This is a genomic window from Christiangramia sediminis, assembly GCF_020552705.1.
Lineage (GTDB): Bacteria > Bacteroidota > Bacteroidia > Flavobacteriales > Flavobacteriaceae > Christiangramia > Christiangramia sediminis.
In genome coordinates this window covers 60,122-81,012 of record NZ_JAJBZG010000002.1, presented here as the reverse complement: position 1 = coordinate 81,012, position 20,891 = coordinate 60,122, and the positions used below count along the sequence as shown (strand labels likewise).

General features: G+C 36.7%; 18 protein-coding genes. 7 read left to right on the top strand and 11 right to left on the bottom strand.

Features of this window, described 5'->3' with window-relative positions; translation table 11 throughout:
- Positions 1-14: 14 nt before the first annotated feature.
- Positions 15-599, bottom strand: a complete 585-nt coding sequence (locus tag LGQ90_RS04790; RefSeq protein ID WP_229338711.1) for a pseudouridine synthase — start codon at positions 597-599, stop codon at positions 15-17.
- A 96-nt stretch (positions 600-695) separates the two neighbouring features.
- On the opposite strand from LGQ90_RS04790, the gene wrbA reads away from it, so the two are divergent.
- Positions 696-1,298 carry an NAD(P)H:quinone oxidoreductase gene (wrbA, locus tag LGQ90_RS04785; RefSeq protein WP_229338710.1) on the top strand — a complete coding sequence of 201 codons (603 nt, stop codon included), beginning with the start codon at positions 696-698 and terminating at the stop codon, positions 1,296-1,298.
- 162 nt (positions 1,299-1,460) lie between these two features.
- Here wrbA and LGQ90_RS04780 read toward each other — a convergent pair whose 3' ends face one another.
- The 4 genes from LGQ90_RS04780 to LGQ90_RS04765 form a co-directional block, all read right to left on the bottom strand.
- The gene (locus LGQ90_RS04780) at positions 1,461-3,599 is read right to left on the bottom strand and encodes a M3 family metallopeptidase (protein WP_229338708.1); all 2,139 of its coding nucleotides are present in this window, start codon (positions 3,597-3,599) and stop codon (positions 1,461-1,463) included.
- Positions 3,600-3,978: 379 nt separating this feature from the next.
- Positions 3,979-5,010 (bottom strand): helix-turn-helix transcriptional regulator, encoded by a 1,032-nt coding sequence (locus tag LGQ90_RS04775; protein WP_229338706.1) that lies wholly within the window; start codon positions 5,008-5,010, stop codon positions 3,979-3,981.
- Positions 5,011-5,115: 105 nt separating this feature from the next.
- The gene (locus tag LGQ90_RS04770; RefSeq protein ID WP_229338704.1) at positions 5,116-7,674 is read right to left on the bottom strand and encodes an ABC transporter permease; all 2,559 of its coding nucleotides are present in this window, start codon (positions 7,672-7,674) and stop codon (positions 5,116-5,118) included.
- Between the two features lie 2 nt (positions 7,675-7,676).
- Positions 7,677-8,357, bottom strand: a complete 681-nt coding sequence (locus LGQ90_RS04765) for an ABC transporter ATP-binding protein (RefSeq protein ID WP_229338702.1) — start codon at positions 8,355-8,357, stop codon at positions 7,677-7,679.
- A 71-nt stretch (positions 8,358-8,428) separates the two neighbouring features.
- Between LGQ90_RS04765 and LGQ90_RS04760 the strand changes: the two genes are divergently transcribed.
- Complete coding sequence (locus LGQ90_RS04760) at positions 8,429-9,133, top strand: arylesterase (RefSeq protein WP_229338700.1); 705 nt, start codon at positions 8,429-8,431, stop codon at positions 9,131-9,133.
- 43 nt (positions 9,134-9,176) lie between these two features.
- Here LGQ90_RS04760 and LGQ90_RS04755 read toward each other — a convergent pair whose 3' ends face one another.
- From LGQ90_RS04755 to LGQ90_RS04730, 6 genes are all read right to left on the bottom strand, one after another.
- Positions 9,177-10,499 carry a DUF5723 family protein gene (locus LGQ90_RS04755; protein WP_229338698.1) on the bottom strand — a complete coding sequence of 441 codons (1,323 nt, stop codon included), beginning with the start codon at positions 10,497-10,499 and terminating at the stop codon, positions 9,177-9,179.
- A 107-nt stretch (positions 10,500-10,606) separates the two neighbouring features.
- Complete coding sequence (locus LGQ90_RS04750; RefSeq protein WP_229338696.1) at positions 10,607-11,008, bottom strand: hypothetical protein; 402 nt, start codon at positions 11,006-11,008, stop codon at positions 10,607-10,609.
- Between the two features lies 1 nt (position 11,009).
- Entirely contained in the window at positions 11,010-11,519 is a 510-nt protein-coding gene (locus LGQ90_RS04745) for a hypothetical protein (protein WP_229338694.1), read from the bottom strand.
- A 143-nt stretch (positions 11,520-11,662) separates the two neighbouring features.
- Positions 11,663-12,109, bottom strand: a complete 447-nt coding sequence (locus tag LGQ90_RS04740; RefSeq protein ID WP_341481954.1) for an MgtC/SapB family protein — start codon at positions 12,107-12,109, stop codon at positions 11,663-11,665.
- A 47-nt stretch (positions 12,110-12,156) separates the two neighbouring features.
- Positions 12,157-12,894 (bottom strand): DUF3891 family protein, encoded by a 738-nt coding sequence (locus LGQ90_RS04735; protein ID WP_229338692.1) that lies wholly within the window; start codon positions 12,892-12,894, stop codon positions 12,157-12,159.
- A complete protein-coding gene (locus tag LGQ90_RS04730; protein WP_229338690.1) occupies positions 12,891-13,907 on the bottom strand; it encodes a helix-turn-helix domain-containing protein in 1,017 nt (338 codons plus the stop codon). The genes LGQ90_RS04735 and LGQ90_RS04730 overlap by 4 nt, the downstream gene beginning before the upstream one ends.
- Before the next feature lie 172 nt (positions 13,908-14,079).
- Between LGQ90_RS04730 and gntA the strand changes: the two genes are divergently transcribed.
- From gntA to LGQ90_RS04705, 5 genes are all read left to right on the top strand, one after another.
- The gene (gene gntA / locus LGQ90_RS04725) at positions 14,080-14,742 is read left to right on the top strand and encodes a guanitoxin biosynthesis heme-dependent pre-guanitoxin N-hydroxylase GntA (protein WP_229338688.1); all 663 of its coding nucleotides are present in this window, start codon (positions 14,080-14,082) and stop codon (positions 14,740-14,742) included.
- Positions 14,743-14,758: 16 nt separating this feature from the next.
- Entirely contained in the window at positions 14,759-15,316 is a 558-nt protein-coding gene (locus tag LGQ90_RS04720) for a hypothetical protein (protein WP_229338685.1), read from the top strand.
- Between the two features lie 60 nt (positions 15,317-15,376).
- Complete coding sequence (locus LGQ90_RS04715) at positions 15,377-15,658, top strand: hypothetical protein (RefSeq protein WP_229338683.1); 282 nt, start codon at positions 15,377-15,379, stop codon at positions 15,656-15,658.
- A gap of 181 nt (positions 15,659-15,839) precedes the next feature.
- Positions 15,840-16,268 carry a hypothetical protein gene (locus LGQ90_RS04710; protein ID WP_229338681.1) on the top strand — a complete coding sequence of 143 codons (429 nt, stop codon included), beginning with the start codon at positions 15,840-15,842 and terminating at the stop codon, positions 16,266-16,268.
- A 116-nt stretch (positions 16,269-16,384) separates the two neighbouring features.
- Positions 16,385-20,875, top strand: a complete 4,491-nt coding sequence (locus tag LGQ90_RS04705) for an AAA family ATPase (protein ID WP_229338679.1) — start codon at positions 16,385-16,387, stop codon at positions 20,873-20,875.
- Positions 20,876-20,891 lie beyond the last annotated feature (16 nt).

Here is a 20,891-nt window from a genome sequence, read left to right as displayed (position 1 = left end):
GGTTTAAACTATAATTAGAGAGCTACCTGTTCCAGTTCAATAACTTCCCCGGGAAGCATATTCTCAATCTTTTCATTTCCAATTCGGACTCTCACAAGTCTTAGCGTTGGATATCCAACAGCCGCGGTCATTTTTTTTACCTGGCGAAATTTTCCTTCAGTAAGAATAATACTAACCCAGCTCGTGGGGCCGTGACGTTCATCCCTTATTTTCTTTGAGCGTTCTGGAAGACTTGGATCTCCTTCTAATTTCCTAATATTACATTCGAGGGTATTATAAGGTTTACCAAAAATACTTATTTCTACACCCTTTCTTAATTCAGCTATAGCATGATCGGGTATATTACCATCAAGCTGAACATAATATTCTTTTTCACAATTTCCAGCGGTGATCTTAGTACTGAGTTTACCATTGGTGGTTAATAAAAGCAAACCTTCAGAATCTTTATCAAGTCGGCCAATGGACATTGTTCCTTCCGGAAAATCATATAACTGACCTAATAATTTATGTTTACCGCCAGGTCTTTGTTTGGTAATGAACTGACTTAGAAATCCATATGGCTTATATATCTTGAAATGTCTCTGTTGTTCTAAACTCATATTTATAGGAATCATTTAAAAATTTATAAAAAATTTAAAAGATGTTTCGGACTAATCTAAGTAAGTTACAGAGAATATGAAATCAAAATCTTAATTATGAATATTGCGATAATTTATTACAGTGCAACGGGTACAAACCATAAAATGGCCCAATGGGCTTCTGAAGCTGCAAAAACTGAAGGAAATCACGAAGTACGCTTTAGAAAATTCCGTGAAACCGCACCACAGGAAGCTATGGAATCTAATGAAGCCTGGAAAAAGCATCATCAGGAAACCCAGGATGTTGAGACAGTTGAGCTCGACGATTTAGATTGGGCAGATGCTATAATTTTTAGTTTTCCAACCAGATATGGAAATATGCCTTCTCAGGTCCAGGCGTTTTTTGATACTACCGGTGGCTTATGGAGTAAAGGAAAACTGGTAAACAAAGTTGTTTCAGGCATGACTAGCGCACAAAATCCACATGGTGGCCAGGAAACTACACTGCTTTCACTTTATAAGAGTATGTTTCACTGGGGAGCAATTGTTGCCGCTCCGGGGTATACTTCACCAGAGCTTTTCAAAACTGGCGGAAATCCTTACGGATTTAGTTCTGAAGGGGGAGTTGATAATCTTGATGAACAATCTAAAACTTCGATTCAGCATCAGGTGATGCGTACTATTCAAGTTGCTGAAAGCATCAAAAATGGAATGAGCTAGAGAGATATAGCTTTCAATATTTTATAGTTTAAAAGCGATAATCATGTAATTTAAAGGAAGTTTTTAAAAAAGATTATCCTGAAAATATAGTAAATTGAGAATACACAATTTATCAATATTTTCAGGATCACTTAATTTATGCCTGTAATATTAGAGAAAAATCTAATCTACTGGAAAACCTCTGTCTCTCATCAAAGCATCGATTTTAGCCTCTCTCCCTCTGAATTTTTTATAGGCTTCTGCAGGATCCATGGCATTTCTTGGCGCAAAAAGATATTTAACTAATTTACGCGCTAATTCTTTATCATAGAATCCGCCCGGGGCATCTGAAAATGCTTCCGCAGCATCAGAAGTGAGAACATCTGCCCATAAATATCCGTAATAACCGGTTGCATATCCCTCGCCAGAAAATACATGTCCAAAATGCGGCGTACGGTGACGCATTACGATCTCTTCAGGCATATTAAGCTCTTTCAGCGTTTCTCTTTCAAAAGTATCGGGCTCAATTTTATCTGGATCTGTTGTGTGATATTTCATATCCATGATCGCTGAAGCAAGAAACTCTGTAGTTGCAAATCCCTGGTTGAATGTAGAAGCTTTTTGGATCTTCTTCACCAGGTCTTGCGGGATCACTTCATTGGTCTCATGATGTCTAAGAAATTGATTGATCACTTTATCTGTAGATAACCATCTTTCCAAAAGCTGTGACTGGAATTCTGTATAATCTCTTACTCCGCTATTAAGCGTTGGATATTCAATATCTGCAGAAAGGAAATGCAGTGCGTGACCAAACTCATGAAAAAAGGTAGTAGCATCGTCCCATGAAACCAGAACAGGTTCCCCTGGAGCAGGTTCAATAAAATTTGAATTATTTGAAGATAGCACAGGTTTTTCACCCATTAATTCACTGTAACTGCGATAGGTTGTCGCCCAAGCTCCAGAACGTTTACCCTGCCTGGCATAAGGATCCAGGTACCATAGTCCCACGATCTCTCCTGAATCTTTGTCACTCACCTGCCATACTTTTACATCTTCATGAAAAACAGGTACGCTACCTTCTTCTACCGGTGTAAATTCAAAATTGAATAATTCTCCTGCGGTAAAGAATAAAGCCTGGGTAAGATTGCCTAATTCCAGGTATTGTTTCACTTCTTCACTATCCAGGTCATATTTTTGCTTTCTAACTTTTTCAGCATAAAATCTATAATCCCAGGGTTTTATACTAATGTCTTTTCCCTCAGCATCAGCTAGTTTCTGCATATCGCTCACTTCTTCCTTGACTCTCGCCAGAGCCGCAGGCCAGACTTTCATCATAAGATCCATGGCATTTTCAGGATTTTTAGCCATCCTGTTTTGCAAACGCCATTGTGCGTAATTTTCATAACCAAGTAATTCTACCCGTTCATCACGTAATTTCAGAATCTTTTTTATGATCTCGTTATTGTCGTACTCATCAGCATTATCCCCTCGAGAATAATAATTGTTCCAGACTTTTTCACGAAGTTCTCTTTCGGTTGAATAAGTTAGGAATGGATCCATAGACGAACGTGTGTTAGTAACCGCATATTTACCTTCTTTCCCACGATCTGCTGCTGCCTGAGCGGCAGATTTTATATAGGATTCTGGCAAGCCATCCAGCTGATCTTTTTCCAGGTAAGTCACATAATTCTCTTCATCTGCCAGAACATTATTGGAAAATTTGGTATAAAGACCTGATAATTCTTTATTTATTGCTGCATATCTTTTTTTATCCTCCTCATTAAGATCTGCTCCCTGCATGGCAAAATCTTCGTAAATAAGATCAACGACTCTTTGTTTTGCAGCTGGGAGTGGTTCTTTTTGAGAGTTCTCGTATACTGTTTTAATACGCTTAAAAAGCTCTTTATTCTGGCTGATCTTTGAAGAAAATTCAGAGATCTCTGGAGCCAGTTCCTTTTGAACTTCTCTAAACTCAGGACTGGATACATTACTACTATAAATACCATAATAGGTAAAAGCTCGATCCAGTTCCTGTCCCGCTTTTTCCATAGGAATAATTGTATTTTCGAAAGTAGGTTTATCCTTATTTGCAGTTATCTTATCAATATCTGCAAGGTGTAATTCCATACCTTTTCTAATCGCAGGTTTTATTAGGTCTACCTGCATTTCATCAAAGGCAGGCACTCCCTCATAAGGTCCGGTCCATTCAGATAATAAAGGATTCGTGTTCATAGATTTTTTTTCTTTTTCCTGACCATGAGTATAGCCAATAATAGAAACCAGAGCAAATACACTCAGGCCTTTTTTAAGTCTTGGGTTCATGTTTTTTTCTTTGAAAATAGCCCTGAATATACAAAGATTTAAAAATTTGAGAAGGAGGTTTCTATCAATTATCTTTAGAAATTAAAAGAAGGAGGGTTTAAAAGCAAAAAATGAAAATCTGATATTATAAATGGCTAATTCAGGAATAATCAATATGGTCCTTTTGAGAAATTATAAAAAAGAAGATAAGAACCTTTAATTTATTGAAATGATAATGATTGATAAATGATAACCCCATATCTTCTTGCTTATATTTTAATATCAAATTTTCATTTTATTTGAAGTGATTAAAGCTTAAAGTATTCTATTATAGTGTATTACGAAAGGGGATTTTTACCCTATTTTGATATAGGGTAGCAGAAATACAGTAAATAAAAAATTATTTATGAAACTTTTCGGAGATGGACCTTCCTGAAAGTACTTTTCGTGGAGAAACTCCATATTTCGCTTTAAATATTTTAGAAAAATAACTTCTACTGGAGAGTCCCAGCTCATAGACTACTTCACTTACATTCTTATTCCCGGCCGAAAGCATTGTAAGAGATTTACTCAGTCTTACATCTCTAATATAGCCATTTACAGTTTTTCCATAGATAGCCTGAAAACCTTCCTGAAGTTTATTGGTATTAACCCCTGCAATTTGAGCAAGATCATTTACGGTACCGGTTTGAGAAATATTGGAATCTATATAATTTACTGCAGTCTCAATAGCTTTTCTGTCTTTCTCCCGCATTTCAGTGTTTTCAAAACGCTGACTTTCTTTTTTAAACCTGGCCAGCATATAGCTTAAGACCTCAAGAGCTTTTGCACCTATGAAATTTACCCGGGGAAATCCGGTGGCGTCACAATGCCTTATTTCCTTGATAGCATCAGCAGTTTTAAGACTGAAACTTCCGGTTTCAGAAATTCTATTCAATGCTTCAATATCACTAAAGATCTTATAAAAGACTGGTTCAAGATCATGAAGATCAAACGAGAAATATTGTTGAAATTTTAACCGGTCAATTTCCAGGTAACACATTATTATATCCCTGTCCTTTATAAAATTTAAGTTGTGGACCTCATTATCTTTAGGCGCTGCAATTAAAAACTGGTGATCTGTAATATTGTTTAGATCCTCTTTTTTATTAAAATAACTTTCCACTTCGCCTTTCACACAGTAAATAAACCGAATGGGCTTAATAAACGGCTGAGAAACCGCCAGATTTATATCTGTATTTAATTTACAGTGGTAGGTATAAAGCCCTATCCCGTTTGGAAAATTTATTCCTTTAATAGTGCCTCTACCTTTACTTTCAGGAATTTTAAGTTGAAATTCTCCAAGATGCTCGGAAAAATCACACCCAAATTCATTTGCCAGTTGAGGGATAAATTCATCTACATCATTTAATTCTAAATGATAATTTTCCATGTTTGATTGGTTAAAATTTAGCCAATCCTAAAAATACGGTCTCCTGTAAACTTTAGCATAAAAATATCAGTTAAACTTTTAATAAAACCTTGCTTGAAATTACTGCTATCTTAATTCTTTTCGGAGCACCACCAGGGGCGGACTTTTAATTACGCTAAGACTATTTCCAAGCCCAATAGCCATCACCAATAATATAATTCCTGGAAGAAGTACTAAGAATGGAATCCAGGATGGGATGAATGTAGTTTCAAAAACGAAATACCCCAATAAGAGACTACTCACAAGAGATAATAATATTCCTGAAAGAGCTCCTAACAAACCCAGGTAAAAATATTCCAAAGCGAGAATCTTTAAGATCTGATCGCTTTTTGCCCCCAGCGTTCTGAGTAAAACACTTTCTTTTATTCGCTGGTATTTACTGGTTCTCACTGCACCAATTAGAACAATGATGCCGGTTAGTATGCTAAAAAAGGCCATAAAATTGATAAGCCAGGAGATCTTATTCAATATCTTTTCTATCAGAGTAAGGACCTGTCTTAAATCTATGATGGTGACATTGGGAAATTTCTCTACCAGGCTTTGCTGTAGATCGGCCGAACTATTTTCATCGGGAACTTTAGTGGTAAGTACCCGAAATTGCGGAGCATCTTCAAGCACACCGGAAGGAAAAACAATGGAGAAATTGAGTTGCATTCTGCTCCAGTCAACCGTCCTGATACTTTCAACCACCGTATTCAATAACACGCCCTGTACATTGAAATCTATTTTATCACCTATTTCTACTTTTGCATCTTCGGCAAAATTGTTACTTACAGAAACGGGGATCGTTTCATTTTGAGGATCTTCCCCAATCCACTTGCCCTGTTCTAATACTTCGGATGAAATTAAAGAATCTCTATAGGTGGTTCTAAATTCATGTTGCAGGATCCAGCCATTTATTTTTGAAGTTGTATCCTCCCGTATTTCATTCACCGATCTTCCTTTCAGGTTCTCAACCCTCATCGTAACAATAGGAATATTTTCAATGACTTTCAGGTCTTTTGAATTGATTGTTTGGGTAACCGCTTCCTGTTGTCCTGACTGAACATCTAATAAGATCATATTGGGACTTTTTGCCTGTTCTTCAAGGGAAGCCTGCGCTAATAAAAGATCTTTGGTAAAATACAGTGTACTAATCAGGAAGGTTCCAATCCCTATCGCCAGCACAAGGATGAGGGTTTGATTCTGTGGGCGGAATAAATTTAGCAGGCTTTGTCTTGCAATAAATCCCCAGCCTGAAGGGAAATACTTCTTTATTGCTTTCATAAACAAATTAGCAACCCCAGCCAGTAAAGAAAAAGTAATAATAATACCGAGAACAAAAAATATGGAATACTTCCAGTCTTCGAGTAACCAGAAGGCAAATAAGAAAATGAAAAGAAAGATTCCGCAAAGAACAAAGAATCCTGCTTTCCGGGATTTTGATTCCTCAGTATTAATTACACGAAGAGCCTGGAGAGGAGAAACATATAAAGTTCCCATCAGGGGATATAGTGCAAACAAAATAGACATTAAAACACCCAGTAATATACCCATAAAAATGGTACGGGGGTCAAAGGAAATTTCAACGTTAACGGGAATAATATCCTGTAAAATTAGTGGGAATAATTGTTGTAATATTAATCCCAAAGCAGTCCCTACAATTCCACCAATTAGACCAATTATGGCAATTTGAATCAGGTAAATAAAGAAGGTTTGTTTTTTGGAAGCTCCCAGGCATTTTAGAACAGCAACAGATCTCAGCTTTTCTTTAATGTAGATATGAATAGCACTGGCAATTCCCACACATCCCAATAACAGGGCAATAAAGGCCACAAGATTAAGGAACTTACCAAAATTTTCATAGCGTCGACCCAGTCTTTCGCTGGTTGAGGTATGGGTATCCAGATCGGCATCATTGGCATCAAGTATTGGATCTATTTTTTCATCGAACTTTTCGAGATCTAATTTAGGATCTGCCAGAAAGTAATATTTATATCCAATTCTACTACCTACCTGAACCAGCCCGGTTTCTTCAATAAACCGCTGCGGAATTATAACCGGAGGTGCAATAGAGCTAAATATAGCTGCACTTCCCGGCACCGATTTCAGGGCGCCTGCCACAGGCAATTCTACACTTCCAATCTTGATTTTATCGCCGGGTTTAATGCCAAGTTGTAGCATGAGTGTGGCATCTACCAGCGCTGAACCCTCCGTTTGATATGCTGTTGCCGCTGAAACAGGTTCTGTTTCCAGTTCACCGTAAAATGGAAAATCCCCATCTATACCACGTACCCGTACCAGTTTAGTGCCTTCTTTTCCAGGAAAAGCTGCCATAGATGCAAAGCTTATTTCTTCAGCCTCGGGCCCGCCGAGGGAATCCATTATAAAGGAAACTCTTTCATTGGGTAGCTTGTCACTGTCTATAGTATAATCGGCTCCCATTAGGGATTTGGACTGGAGCGCAATATTATCTTTTAAATTATTACTGAAAGATTGAATGGAAACCACGGCAGCAATCCCCAGAACAATAGAGGCCATGAAAAGTACCAGTTTTCTTTTACTGGCCTTTCCATCTCTTATAGCCATTTTTAATAGCCAGCCGAAGTCAGCTTTTTTCGTTTTACTGAATTTTGAATCTGGCATATTTAGACGTTTATAGTTTCCAATACTTTTCCGCCTTTTAATCTTAAGATGCGCTGGGTCTTTTTAGCAAGTTCCATATCATGCGTTACGATCACCAGCGTGGTGCCAGATTCCCGATTTAATTCAATAAGAAGTTCTACCACCTTTTTTCCCGTTTCTTCATCAAGATTACCGGTAGGTTCATCAGCAAAAAGTATATCTGGTTTATTACTGAAAGCTCTTGCCAAAGCTACCCGTTGTTGTTCTCCACCTGATAATTGAGAAGGATAATGATCAAACCTGTCCCCTAAACCAACTTTTTCTAAAAGCTCTTTACTAACCTGGGTAGCCTTTTTATCGCCTCTTAGTTCCAGGGGAACTGCTACATTCTCTAAGGCGGTAAGTGTGGGGATCAATTGAAAATCCTGAAAAACAAAACCTACCTTTTTATTTCTTAATAGAGCTCTCTGGTCTTCACTTAATTCATTTATAAAAGTTCCGCAAAGTTCAATTTTTCCGGAATCTGGTTGATCCAGGCCTGCGCAAAGTCCTAAAAGAGTTGTCTTACCGCTTCCTGAGGGTCCAACAATGGCGAAAGTTTCCTTTTCTTCAATATCAAAACTGATGTTTTCAAGTACAGTTAGCTCTTTGGAACCACTATTGTAGCTTTTCTTCAGATTTTGAACGTTTAAAATTTTTGCCATCTTATAAGTTTTAGGTTTCTTTATCAGCACGAACAAAATAAAGAAATGATTTCAATAAAATCTACCCGAACATGAGAAGCTTCACATTGTTTTTATCATTGTTTATACTTATCAGTATTTCCTCATGTGGCGAGGCTACAAAAAAGGAAGAAAAAGAGACTTCAGAAGAATCAGTAGAAAATGAAAACAGCGCTCAACAAAAGAAAAAGGTGATCCTTTTCTTTGGAGATAGTCTTACCGCGGGTTACGGATTGGAACAGGGCGAGGGATTTCCAGAAATTCTGCAGGAAAAAATAGATTCTTTAGGACTTTCCTACCAGGTAGTAAATGCTGGATTAAGCGGTGAAACTTCTGCCGGAGGTAAGAATAGAATAGACTGGGTGCTTAAACAAAATGTGGATGTATTTGTTCTTGAACTGGGAGCTAATGATGGTTTACGGGGAATTCCCTTAGAGGAAACAAGAAATAACCTTCAGCAAATAATAGATTTTGTTAGAGAACAGAATCCTGATATTGAAATTATTCTTGCAGGAATGCAAATTCCTCCAAATATGGGACAGGATTATACTTCTGAATTTAAAGCCATATTCCCGGAACTTGCAAAAAAGAATGAGGTTCATCTTATTAAATTTTTACTTGAAGATGTGGCCGGAAATCCTGATCTGAATCAACAGGACGGGATTCATCCAACTGTGGAAGGACAGGAGATCGTGGCCGATAATGTATGGGAAGTTCTGAAAGATGTGCTTCAAAATAAAAAAGACACCCAAATGTAGATGTCTTTTAAAGCAAGTATATAGCTAATTCAAACCTGACCTTCTATTGATAAATAGGAACTTTCAACCCAACATACACATCTGCAGTTTTACTGGAATCAGATAACAGGCTGGTTATTGCTGATGCTGACCCCACGGTTAGCGGGCCTAATCTCAATCCCGCTCCTGCTGCAAATCCATCATACTGCCGTTTGCTGAGTGGTAAATAGAAACTAAAGAATCTGGTTTCCAGTCGGGGAGTGGCTGTAACTGTGTTAATAATTCGGTTTGCCTGTTCTTTGTCATGGCCAATCAGGGAAAAAGAACCGTTGAGACTAACAAATAAGCGTTTCCGAATGTTATAATCGGCAACCAGGTGTAGAGCCGTTGGCAGATTTATTTTACTATCCAGCAGCTCTTCAGAACCAGTATAATTATCTTCTAATATTTCAGAAAGACTTTTCTCTGAAAGCTCAGTTTTTTGAATTTGTCCATTTAAATTGTAATTGGTATTAGAGGTTTCGTTATAGGTGATGCTTCCAATATCGGTTAAAGAGAGTGCAATCTTAAATTTATATTTATTGTCCTTTTTGCCAAGTGAATCAAGACCCTGAGGATTTCGATACTCATAGGTTACCCCAATATCCCCTCCAAAACCTGAGGCACTGCTGTCAAATCCCACATCTTCGCTATTAAAATCCATCGTAGCCCCATAGTTTAGCGATCCCATGGTAGAAAGAACCTCGTTCATTCCGCTATAATCACCCGAAAACGAAGGGCTACTGCTAAAGGCACTTCCACCGCCCTTCAGATATTTTAAAGTAATTCCTCCTTTGAGAAAATGCTTATTTTCTTCAAGAAGAACTCTTCCATAGGTAGCCCCAACTTCTCCCCATAAATGAATAGTTCCGGAAAAATCTTCCACATTAAAATTAAAATCTTCAGCCAGGTCAAAATCATTACTGAAGTTTTCATATAATTCCCCGTTGATATTGTTAAGATTGAAGAATGCCCGTACTCTGGTAGTAAATCCCAGGCTATGTTTTGGAGATAAGTTGAACATAAAAGAAGGTCCTAAAGCATCGATATTTAAGAAGAACTGATTATTCTGTTTTGGGAATTTCTCAGTATTCTCACTTATTTCGAATCCGTCATCGCTGTCTGCAAGATTACCTAAGTCTATAGCGTAATAATCACTGCCCGCAAAAACACTTAGTGAAAATATGTTTATATCTGTACGCATTCGGGAATCTACAACTGATGACGGATTAAGAATAATCCCATGAATACCGCTATAGTTGTCTACGCTATGTCCAATATAAGACTGGGCATTTAACGCAAAATACCCCATAAACATAAAGGCAAAGGCTAAATTGATCTTTTTCATCTCGTTTTGAATTGATTAGAATTCAAACTTAAATGATAGGATAACTCAAGAAAATACCCTGATGTGGGTATATTTTAGAGATAATGAGGGAAATATGAACTAAGGATTCAAATTTTAAAGAAGTTAGCCTTTCTTATTAAAAGATTCAGTCCGAAGGCAGAGCATAGTGAAATAGCAGCGGTAGTGCCAAGATTACCTCCATAACCTTCAAAAAATGAACCGGTAAAAAGAAAAATTATAGAAAAGAATAATCCTGAAACTCCAATGATCCAGGTTTGTTTAATTATTCTGGAAGTAGCCATTCCAACAAAGGAAGCTCCCATAATAATCAGCGGTAAATTCGTAGTTAAATAAGAATTGAGAAGTTCAGGGAACAAATAGAAAAAGCCTCCTGCAACAACAGAAACTCCTGCTGAAGCCATTACCCCGCCGAGTTGCATTTGATTGTTCAGGTAAAAAGTGACTATCGCACTTAGTATTCCCGCAATAAGAATGAGTGATATATCCATATTAAAAAAACAGGAAGAGGATTAACGACATTAGAGTAACACCTCCAAAGGCTACGCTACCCAGTTTCCCGCCATAGCCGTGCAAAGTATTCTTAGAAATAACTAAAATAACTCCACAGAAAAGGCCTGAAAAAAATATAAAAGAATATCCATTTGCAATAAACGGGGCGGTCATCCCTGCAAAAGAACCACAATATAAGGGCACAGGAAATTCACGTAGAAGATCAGATCTTCTGTTGATAAATGGTATGAATGAACCTAATAAACCTACAATGCCTGAGGCAAGAACGGCTCCCACCTTAAATTCAGTGTTTAACCAGTAAGTTAAAAGTGCCCCCAGAACGCAAAAGAGAACCAGGAGAATATCAATTTTCTTCAGTTGGGAATTATCTATTTCTAACTTCCTGGAATAGAAAAAAACAAGGAAAATAGCTATTATAGATAAAACTATGGCTGGATAAGATTTTCCCTGATTTTCAAATATCGCAATTATGAGAAATAAAAAATGCAATACTAGAAAGATGAAAACAGGTAATTTTTTATATAATTTTTGCACTCTAAGGAATATCGAGTTATGTGAATCTAATGGCTGCAAAAATCAGAAAAAACTTTAAAAATGTAGTATCTATATTAGATAAACATTCTTAGTTTTTATTATTCATTATTATTTGACTCATCTTTGAATTTGCCATTAAAATATCCAAAGATCAGATTTATCAGGATAACAAAAATAGTAAAAGCCAGCAAGGGCAGGTAGAGACCGAACCCCGCCAGGCATCCGGCGGCAGCACTACACCAGATGGTTGCCGAGGTGGCAAGCCCTCTTACCATGGTATTATTCTTATTGTGTAAAATTACCCCGGCTCCCAAAAAACCAACTCCAACCACCACCTGGCCCACGATCCTGGTCATATCTGTGCTTTCTGAAGTTTCAAACAATAATGAAATAGTGATATAAGTAGCCGCACCCAGTGCCACCAGCGAATAAGTTTTTAAACCTGCAGGTTTTCCTTTATATTCTCGTTCCAATCCCATCAAGGCTCCACTAAAGGCGGCAGCACCAATTTTTATTATAAACTCCCAGATATCTAATTCCATCATTTTTTTAATTTTGAATATTGACAATGTAAAAGTGGACTTGGGGTGAATTACTTGCTAAATTTCCATTTTTTTATTTGTACAGGACTTTCCTTCAACAGGGTTTTAAATTCATTATTACTGGAAAAGGAATTTTTCTTCAATAGTTTATATTCAGCACTTAGCGTAAAACTATCCTTTTCAAAAATCCATGGTTCTATTTGTATGTCTGATGACTCTTTTTCTTTTATCCAGAATTTTTTTCCATCAATACTTGAATTTATTTCGAGGGTACGATTTTTAGTTGGTATTTCATCCTGACATAAAATCAACGAACATCTGTCGGCAAATACCATCACCTGATATATGGCATCTACTTCTGCTTTTGTAAGACCATGTTCTTTAATAAATTGATGCTGGGTCTTTTCTAATTCTTTCAGAAAATTGAAAATGGTTTTTTTATCCTTCGCATCTTCTTCGTAAATAAATTTAAGGTGCTGAATAATCAGCATCGCTATCCAGGTAGATTTTTCTTCAGCCTGATTTAGTAATCTTTTGGACCGTTTAACTATTTCATTTACGCTTCTAGTGTCGAGTAAAAAATCCCTGGGAGCCCCAGTTTTGGTCAAATAATTTTTTTCTCCAAAATTCAACTGTCTGTCGTCATGTTCTATTATTGCGACAAGTGTAGCTACCCAATTGTCATTTTTATACCTGTCCTGGATTTCATTCGCAATTTTACCGGCTAATAACCCATGACCAGAATGTGAGAATATTTCCCAACCTTCATTTTTTGCATTGACAATCATACCTTGTTATTTTGTCTAATGTTACGGGGAGACACACCGTATCTTTCCTTAAAAATTTTGGAAAAATGACTGCGACTATTCAAACCGATGGCATATACAATCTCGCTTATTGTTTTATCGGTTTTAAGTAATAACTGCATTGCCGTTTCTAAACGTCTTGATTGTATGTACTCATGCACGGTACTGTTGAATAATATCTGGAAACCTTCCTGAAGTTTTACTTCACTAATCTGTTCTTTTTCAGCAAGCAAACTTATATTGTCTAATTCTGCAATATTCTGATCTATCGCCCGCACCACATTTTTTATTCTAACAAGATCTCTTTTTCTCAAAATTGTCTGTTGCTCTTCATTCTGGGAATCATCCTTATATAACATAAGCATGTAGGTTAATAATTCTAAAGCTTTAGCCCCATTAAAGCTTGTTCTTTCTAAACCAGTGGATTTAAAATTGTTTAGTTCATTAACCAGATGCGCCATTTTCAGGCTATATTGTGTGTGATGATAGAGGCTGCGTATGGCATTTGTATCTGCAAATATTCGGTGATAGATTTCATCCATTTCTTCCAGCGGAAAGGTAAGTTGGTCAACAAATTTCTTTCGGTCCACATCCAGAAAAATGACCTGGATTTTTTTATTCGCAGGGAAAATAATTTTATTTCCACTGTTATAACTGGCACCTAAAATTACAGATTGGCCTTCATCTATTTCATGGGTAACTTCTTCATTGGTGAATTGATGCGTTAGATTACCATTAATAACATATATAAATTTAAAGGGGTGTACCAGGGTGGAACAAAAATCCAGACACAAGTCATTTTTAAACTGGAGGTCAAATTTGAAAAGTCCTACTCCATTTGGGAAATTAATTCCTGAGATAGTTCCCTGGCCATGTTTAGATGGTATTTTCAAAGAATACTCTCCATATTGTTCCTTCGAGCTTGCATTAAATTCTTCTGCTAACCTTGGTAAAATTCCGCTAGCAGTGGTTTCTCTTATTGAGATCGTCTTCATTACTGGTTAGTTTAAGTTTGTTATGCTAATTTATTAACACAACAGGATAGTTTTTTATTGATTTGAGTTAAACCTTTCATAACAAGAAGAATATCGTCAAGCCTCTTCGTAAAAACGCACAGGATATTTTATTCAAAATGGCAACTTTAAAAATTAAATAAAAGTTGAAATTATGAAGACTAATCTGGAAAAAAAATACAGTCAGTGGATCCTGGAAGAGGATCATCCCTGTATCATGTCTCAAACCGTGTTTAGTCAGGAAAATGTAATTGTTCGGGATTATAGCAAAATAGGTTTTCCCACGACTACTCAAAGGCTTTTGAAAGATCTTAAGTATTATATTAAAAATTACGATTTTGAATCTAATGATTTTCAATCATTCATAGCCGTTTTCTCTGATTCTAAAATAGTTGATGAAGATGAGTTTGAATTAGTTCTGTGGAAACAACTTTCAGACCTTAATAAGACCGATAATCATGCCTGGGATCCTAGCGTTAGTAATGACCCAGAAGATGAAAATTTTAGTTTCAGTCTTGCGGGACACGCTTTTTACGTGGTGGGAATGCATCCAAAAAGTTCCAGAAAAGCCAGAAGGAGTCCTTACCCGTCTATCGCATTTAATCTACATATTCAGTTCGAGAAATTAAGAGAGATGGGAGCTTATCATAAAGTGCGGGATAAGATCAGGGAAAGGGATATCCACCTGCAGGGTTCTATAAATCCTATGTTAGAGGATTTTGGCGAGAGTAGTGAAGCAAAACAATATAGCGGTAAAGCTACCGGTGAGGAATGGGTATGTCCTTTTCTTAATAAATCTTTGCTAAATAAATTCTAAAACTGATTAAATACAAATGAAAAATTTTTTTCAGGAAAATAAGAAAGCACTTTATGGAGGAATGGTGGCTACTATGTTTACTGGCCTGGGAGTTTTCTTAATTGGTCAGGTTTCCGGCTATGAGGCAAAGCAATTGATCATCTCATCTCATGAAGGTATTAATATGCTCTGTAATACCATCATACTGGCTTCAGCAACCATCCTAACCCTTTTATTGACACTATTGGGAATAAGCACCGGAACAGAATCAAAACTTAAAAGTGAGCATTATTATCAGGTACTCGATATTGCCAAAATAGATACGGTTCTATTAGTAGGAGCTTTGGTTATGTTCCAGTTATTTAATATTCCCATTATTGAGGCAGATAAGGTTTCTGTAAAATGGTACTCTGCCATATATTGGATCAGCCTGATTTTGTCATCAATTCTTAACGGGACTATGATTACGGTGGTGCTAATGCTTTATACCACAATTACCAATATGATTCATATTGTTGGACTTAAGAGTGATCACCGCATGGTTTCAAACGAAAAGGAAAGAGAAAGAGAAAAAAGTCCTGAAATGTCTGGCTGAAAATTTATGCCGGTTATATGAACTTTTAGAAACTCTAAGTATTTATATAAAATTTAAACGATGCACTGCCAGGATAAGCACCTTCAGGTTATAGAACATCTTAAAACAAAGTATGATTTTACTTTGAAGGAGCAAGAAATATTAGAAAATATTAAAAAGTATAGCATCAATAGTATAGCTTTTACTACTGATGGCGGTTTTGATGTTAAGACAGGTGAGTTTTATCCGGAAGAAAGAAAAGAAAATTATAAGATCAGAATAATATATGAAGATGAACTTTCAAAAAAGGTCAGTTTTATTTGTCTTAAGCCAATCTATGTGAATGATAATGCCGTATCGTAAAGTTTAGGGTTTTTATAATTTTAAATTGAAAAGACTTTTATTTTTTTAGCGATCATGCATATGAATTAAGTCTTGATAATCTTAAGATTTAATTCGTTTTATTAACTTCAGGAAAAGATTAGAAAAGTCTGAAAAAAAAATATTTTACCTGGTTTTACAAACCTGATATTAATTGATACAAATGCTTTTGATATTCTCTATTCTGGCGACTTTATTAATGACGGCATTTAGTTATGTATGTACCATGCTCACGGGGAATAATTTCAGAGAACCAGAATTACTTAACCAATTAATAAATACAAGTAGGATTCCCCTAAAAGCCGGGAAAAAAAGTGTCCTGGGCTGGTTACTGCATCTGCTTATAGGCTTTGTATTTGGTGTAATTATGTCCCTGGTCTGGGATTTCTTTGAGTTATCTTCCTATTTGATATTCGGTTTAATCTCTGGAATTATCGCGGGAGTTTTAGGAATACTTGGCTGGCAGGTGATGTTTTATCTTAATCCCCAACCACCAGACATCGATTTAAATAAATTCTATGCTCAGTTAATTGTGGCTCACGTGATCTTTAGCTTAAGCTTTATAGTTTTAGTAGTGTTAAGTGAAGGCTGATTTTTTCACTTTCTCGATCAGGTTTAAAAGATCTTTTTTCAATTGCCAAAAGACATAGGAAGACTTTAAAATCTTTCTATATTTATTTTTTTTCAAAAGAAAACTAATAAGCCTTTATGCGCGTCCTTAATGCCCACCAGAACAACCTCAAGAACATTCATTTAAGCATTCCTGAAAATCAACTCATTGTAGTGACCGGTTTATCAGGTTCCGGGAAATCATCGCTGGCCATGGACGTCATTGCTAATGAAGGCTATCGCTATTTTTTAGAAAGCCTTCCTGCATATAATCAACAAAATGCGCAATTAATCCCAACTGCCGAAGTAGATGATATTGAAGCTTTGCCCCCGGTGATAAAAGTGGAGCAGTCAAAAAGGTTTCAATCTATTAATACCACTTTTGGGACATTGTCTGAGCTGGCTTCAGTTTTCAGGATCATATTTGCCCGGTATTCCGCGGCTGAAACGATGAGTAAATCATTGTTTTCTTTTAACCATCCAAAAGGAGCTTGCGGAACCTGTCGCGGAATTGGGGAAGCAGAATATATCGACCTTAATAAACTGGTTGGGGATGAAAACAAAACGCTTAGGGAGGGCGCCATTACAACTACCTTGCCTGGCGGGTATATTGTCTATTCTCAGATCACAGTAGATGAATTGAATAAGGTATGTGAAGCCCACGGATTTAATGTGGATATGCCCTGGAAAGAATTATCTGAAGATCAAAAGAATGTGGTGCTCAATGGGAGTGAACGCATTAAAGTTTTTTATGGGAAACATACTTTGGAGTCGCGTTTAAGATGGGAAGGTTTTAAAGCAAAGCCCCGGGAAGAAGGGTTTTATAAAGGAATTCTTCCAATTATGAGCGATATTCTGAAGAGGGATCGTAACCCAAATATCCTAAAATTTGCCAGTTCCAGTGTTTGTCCCAGTTGTAAGGGAGCACGAATTAAAGCTGAACATTTAAAATTCAAATGGAAAGGATTGAATTTTAATGATTGGATGGAACTTTCTTTAAGTGAATTGTACGATTTACTTACGAAGCAGAAATATACTGCAGGGGAGCAGGTATTAGCCGATAAGATCTGTGTTCAATTGTACGATCTGATACGTTTGGGAATGAGTGAATATAAGCTAAGCACTCCAAGCCTGGATATCTCTTCGGGTGATGGCCAGCGAATTAAATTGATCAAGCAGGTAAACAGCAGTCTGCAGGGCATTCTATATGTATTTGATGAACCCTCTATCGGCTTATCTGAAGATTATCAGTATTATTTGAGACATATTCTGAAAAGATTGATTAGTCGTGGGAATACGGTGATGGTAGTGGAGCATGATCTGGACTTTATAAGATCTGCTGAATGGATCGTTGAATTAGGTCCTGAAGCCGGGGTAAATGGAGGAGAAGTAATCTTCAATGGTCCTATTCAGGAATTTTTAAATGCGGAAGATCTTTTTAGTCCAACACTTTCTGAATTAAAGAAATCCATTTCAGAAACTGATAAAAGACCAAAGCAAACTTCAGCAGGTTCTTTTCAACCTCAAAATGGAGAATTGACCGTAATTAGCAGAAAAACACCTGAAATAATGGAGTTGCTTTCTGAGTTCGCCGAAAAGAAAGATTTGAATCTGCTAACAGTTTCAGATCAACCTATTGGTAAAACCCCACGTAGTAATCCTGCAACTTATACAGGATTAGCCGATAAGATACGGGATCTTCTGGCTAAATCTGCCGAGGCTAAAAAGTTGAAATTAGCAAAAGGAGCTTTCTCATTTAATAACAAGACCGGAAGATGTGAAACATGTGAAGGAGCCGGGGTTATCACACTTTCAATGAACGTTATGGGTACGATCAATCAGATCTGTCCGAGCTGTAATGGGAAACGTTTTAAGCCTGAAGTACTGCAAGTGCATTGGAATAATAAAACTATCGCAGAGATCTATGATCTAAGTATAGAGGAGGCTTTCGACTTTTTTAACGAGGAAAAGCAGATCACAAAAATATTATCCCTGATGTTACAGTTAGGTTTGGGATATGTAAAACTGGGACAACCGTCTAATACTTTATCTGGTGGAGAAGCACAACGAATTAAACTTACCAAGCATTTCGCCAAACAATCTAAAAAGACATTATTGTTGCTTGAAGAACCCAGTATAGGTTTACACCAGCAAAATGTACGTCAGTTAATAAAGGCGATGCATGAACTTAAAAAACAAACTGCCGGTATTATATGTTTTGAAAATCATCCTCTTTTCAATGCTTCCTGTGATACGCAGGTAAAGAATGCCTTGAAAGCCGATAAACAAGAGTTTAAAGAAGTAAATGATCAATTACGAGATAGAATTTCTATAAAGGGTGCTCGAACCCATTATTTAAAAGATCTGGATATAGATTTTCCGAAGAATCAATTATCGGTAATCACGGGAATTTCAGGCTCAGGAAAATCTTCTTTGGTTATTGATACACTACATGGCTTTGGATTACAGGAGATGACCAAGCAATTCTCCTCTTATCAGCAATCCAGGGTTGGGGTGAATTTTCAGTTTGAAGTGGATCATATTGAAGGTTTAAGCCCCACAATTTGTGTCACTCGAAAACAAAAAAGTTTTACCGAACGTTCAGATATTTCCAAACAGACCGGAATAGATAAGTTGTTGCGATTTGCCTTTTCCAGGAAAGCCCAGTATAAAGGAGAAGAATTATCTGCCAGTCATTTTTCCAATAATCATGAATTAGGAAAATGTGCTATTTGCGATGGATTGGGCGAAGAGCTGCTACCAGATCTTGATAAAATCGTCCTTGATCCAAATAGAAGTATTAATGACGGACTTTTTGAGCACAATAAATCTTTAGCTTATTACGGGCAGGCCAGCAGTCAGTACATGGCAGTCGTGAAAGAGTTGGGAAAAGTACAAGGGTTTACACTGGAAACTCCTTTTAAAGAACTAACAGATGAGCAAAAAGAAATATTATTTAAGGGTACAGGAGATAAAGTTTGGAAAACCGAATGGACATTTAAAACTAAAACCAGAGAAGGTACTCAAGCGGTGAGCATGAAATGGCAGGGACTTTTCCAGTACTTAAAAGAAGAATATTATAAGACCCGAAAAAACAAACATATTGAAAGGCTTACATCATTATTTACTTCTGCAAAATGTAGTCATTGTGATGGAAGTGGACTAAAACCTGAGCGTTTAGAATTTCAGATTGGTAAAAAATCGATTCATGATATAAAATCCCTTGATTTTAAAGCAGTTAAAGAATGGATATCTGTAATTGAAAATTATGAAGAAATAGATCAAAAATTGATTTCTAAAATTGAATCCTATCTAATTAATACTATAAAACGAGCAAAGCAGTTGCATATAGATCATTTGCAATTAAATCGAAAATCTACCACGCTTTCTGGGGGAGAAAATCAACGCGTTGCTTTGATCAAACAATTGAACAGCCCCTTAAAAGGCATCACTTATCTTCTGGATGAACCTTCCGCAGGATTATCCAACAACAATATCCCGGACCTGATTAACATTCTGAAAGAACTTATTGAAAAAGGGAACACGGTTCTGGTAATAGAACATAACAAGGAGATCATTCTGGCTGCAGATAGGTTAATTGAGCTGGGACCGCAAGCCGGTAAACTTGGAGGCAATATTACTTTTCAGGGAACACCCCAGGATTTTCTGAAACAAAGTGAAAGTCACCCTTACCTAAAAGCTCCCTCCAGAGCTGTTAGTTTGAAGACTGCTAAAGAAACTATTGGTATTAATAAACTGTCCAGGCATACGTTAGTGAAAAATAAACTGGATGTCTATGTTGGAGGAATTACTGCTATTAGCGGTAAATCGGGAATTGGGAAAACTACTTTGGTCAAAGATATACTAATTCCCAGTATAGAGACTAAAAAACCGGTGAATTGCGAAAGCATCAGTTTTCCGAAGGAGTATAAGGAAGCGCACTATTTTGAATCTAAAAAATTGAGATCACATAAGAATACTTTGTTAGTTTCTTATTTGAATTTGCTAGCAGACATCAGTAAAATTTTTGCTGCGGAATCCAGTTTGAAGCCTCGTGACTTTTCTTATAAGACAAAAACCAGTCAATGTCCAAATTGTAAGGGGAAAGGCTATATAGAAACAAGTTTAGATGTAGCGGCAAATGCAATTGAAAAATGTGAAATATGTAAGGGGCAACGCTATCAGGATCACATCTTAGCTCAGACAGTTCAATCAAAAAATATAGCTCAGGTACTTGCTTTAAATATACTCGAGTTAAGAAGTTGGTTGTTACAGAATAAAATATCAGCTAAAAATCTTGAGTTTTTAGATCAATTAGAGGGAATAGGCCTGGCACATCTCAGGTTAGATCAGCCTGTACAATCCCTCTCATCTGGAGAGCGGCAACGATTATTGCTTTTAAACTGGCTGCAGGATCAGGCTAAAAATGTACTTTATATTTTAGATGAGCCCAGCACAGGATTGCATTATGCCGATATTGATCTTTTGTATACTATTCTGAAGAAACTAAGTAAAGCCAATGACATACTAATCATTGATCATAATCCTTATTTGCTGGATAAAATTGGAGTAGGGGTAGTATTGAAGTAATTGTTACTCGAATCTA

Excerpts from the sequence above, each read along its gene's own strand:
- LGQ90_RS04790 (WP_229338711.1), bottom strand. The coding sequence starts at position 599 with ATGAGTTTAGAACAACAGAGACATTTCAAGATATATAAGCCATATGGA.
- wrbA (WP_229338710.1), top strand. The coding sequence starts at position 696 with ATGAATATTGCGATAATTTATTACAGTGCAACGGGTACAAACCATAAA.
- LGQ90_RS04780 (WP_229338708.1), bottom strand. The coding sequence starts at position 3,599 with ATGAACCCAAGACTTAAAAAAGGCCTGAGTGTATTTGCTCTGGTTTCT.
- LGQ90_RS04775 (WP_229338706.1), bottom strand. The coding sequence starts at position 5,010 with ATGGAAAATTATCATTTAGAATTAAATGATGTAGATGAATTTATCCCT.
- LGQ90_RS04770 (WP_229338704.1), bottom strand. The coding sequence starts at position 7,674 with ATGCCAGATTCAAAATTCAGTAAAACGAAAAAAGCTGACTTCGGCTGG.
- LGQ90_RS04765 (WP_229338702.1), bottom strand. The coding sequence starts at position 8,357 with ATGGCAAAAATTTTAAACGTTCAAAATCTGAAGAAAAGCTACAATAGT.
- LGQ90_RS04760 (WP_229338700.1), top strand. The coding sequence starts at position 8,429 with ATGAGAAGCTTCACATTGTTTTTATCATTGTTTATACTTATCAGTATT.
- LGQ90_RS04755 (WP_229338698.1), bottom strand. The coding sequence starts at position 10,499 with ATGAAAAAGATCAATTTAGCCTTTGCCTTTATGTTTATGGGGTATTTT.
- LGQ90_RS04750 (WP_229338696.1), bottom strand. The coding sequence starts at position 11,008 with ATGGATATATCACTCATTCTTATTGCGGGAATACTAAGTGCGATAGTC.
- LGQ90_RS04740 (WP_341481954.1), bottom strand. The coding sequence starts at position 12,109 with ATGATGGAATTAGATATCTGGGAGTTTATAATAAAAATTGGTGCTGCC.
- LGQ90_RS04735 (WP_229338692.1), bottom strand. The coding sequence starts at position 12,894 with ATGATTGTCAATGCAAAAAATGAAGGTTGGGAAATATTCTCACATTCT.
- LGQ90_RS04730 (WP_229338690.1), bottom strand. The coding sequence starts at position 13,907 with ATGAAGACGATCTCAATAAGAGAAACCACTGCTAGCGGAATTTTACCA.
- gntA (WP_229338688.1), top strand. The coding sequence starts at position 14,080 with ATGAAGACTAATCTGGAAAAAAAATACAGTCAGTGGATCCTGGAAGAG.
- LGQ90_RS04720 (WP_229338685.1), top strand. The coding sequence starts at position 14,759 with ATGAAAAATTTTTTTCAGGAAAATAAGAAAGCACTTTATGGAGGAATG.
- LGQ90_RS04715 (WP_229338683.1), top strand. The coding sequence starts at position 15,377 with ATGCACTGCCAGGATAAGCACCTTCAGGTTATAGAACATCTTAAAACA.
- LGQ90_RS04710 (WP_229338681.1), top strand. The coding sequence starts at position 15,840 with ATGCTTTTGATATTCTCTATTCTGGCGACTTTATTAATGACGGCATTT.
- LGQ90_RS04705 (WP_229338679.1), top strand. The coding sequence starts at position 16,385 with ATGCGCGTCCTTAATGCCCACCAGAACAACCTCAAGAACATTCATTTA.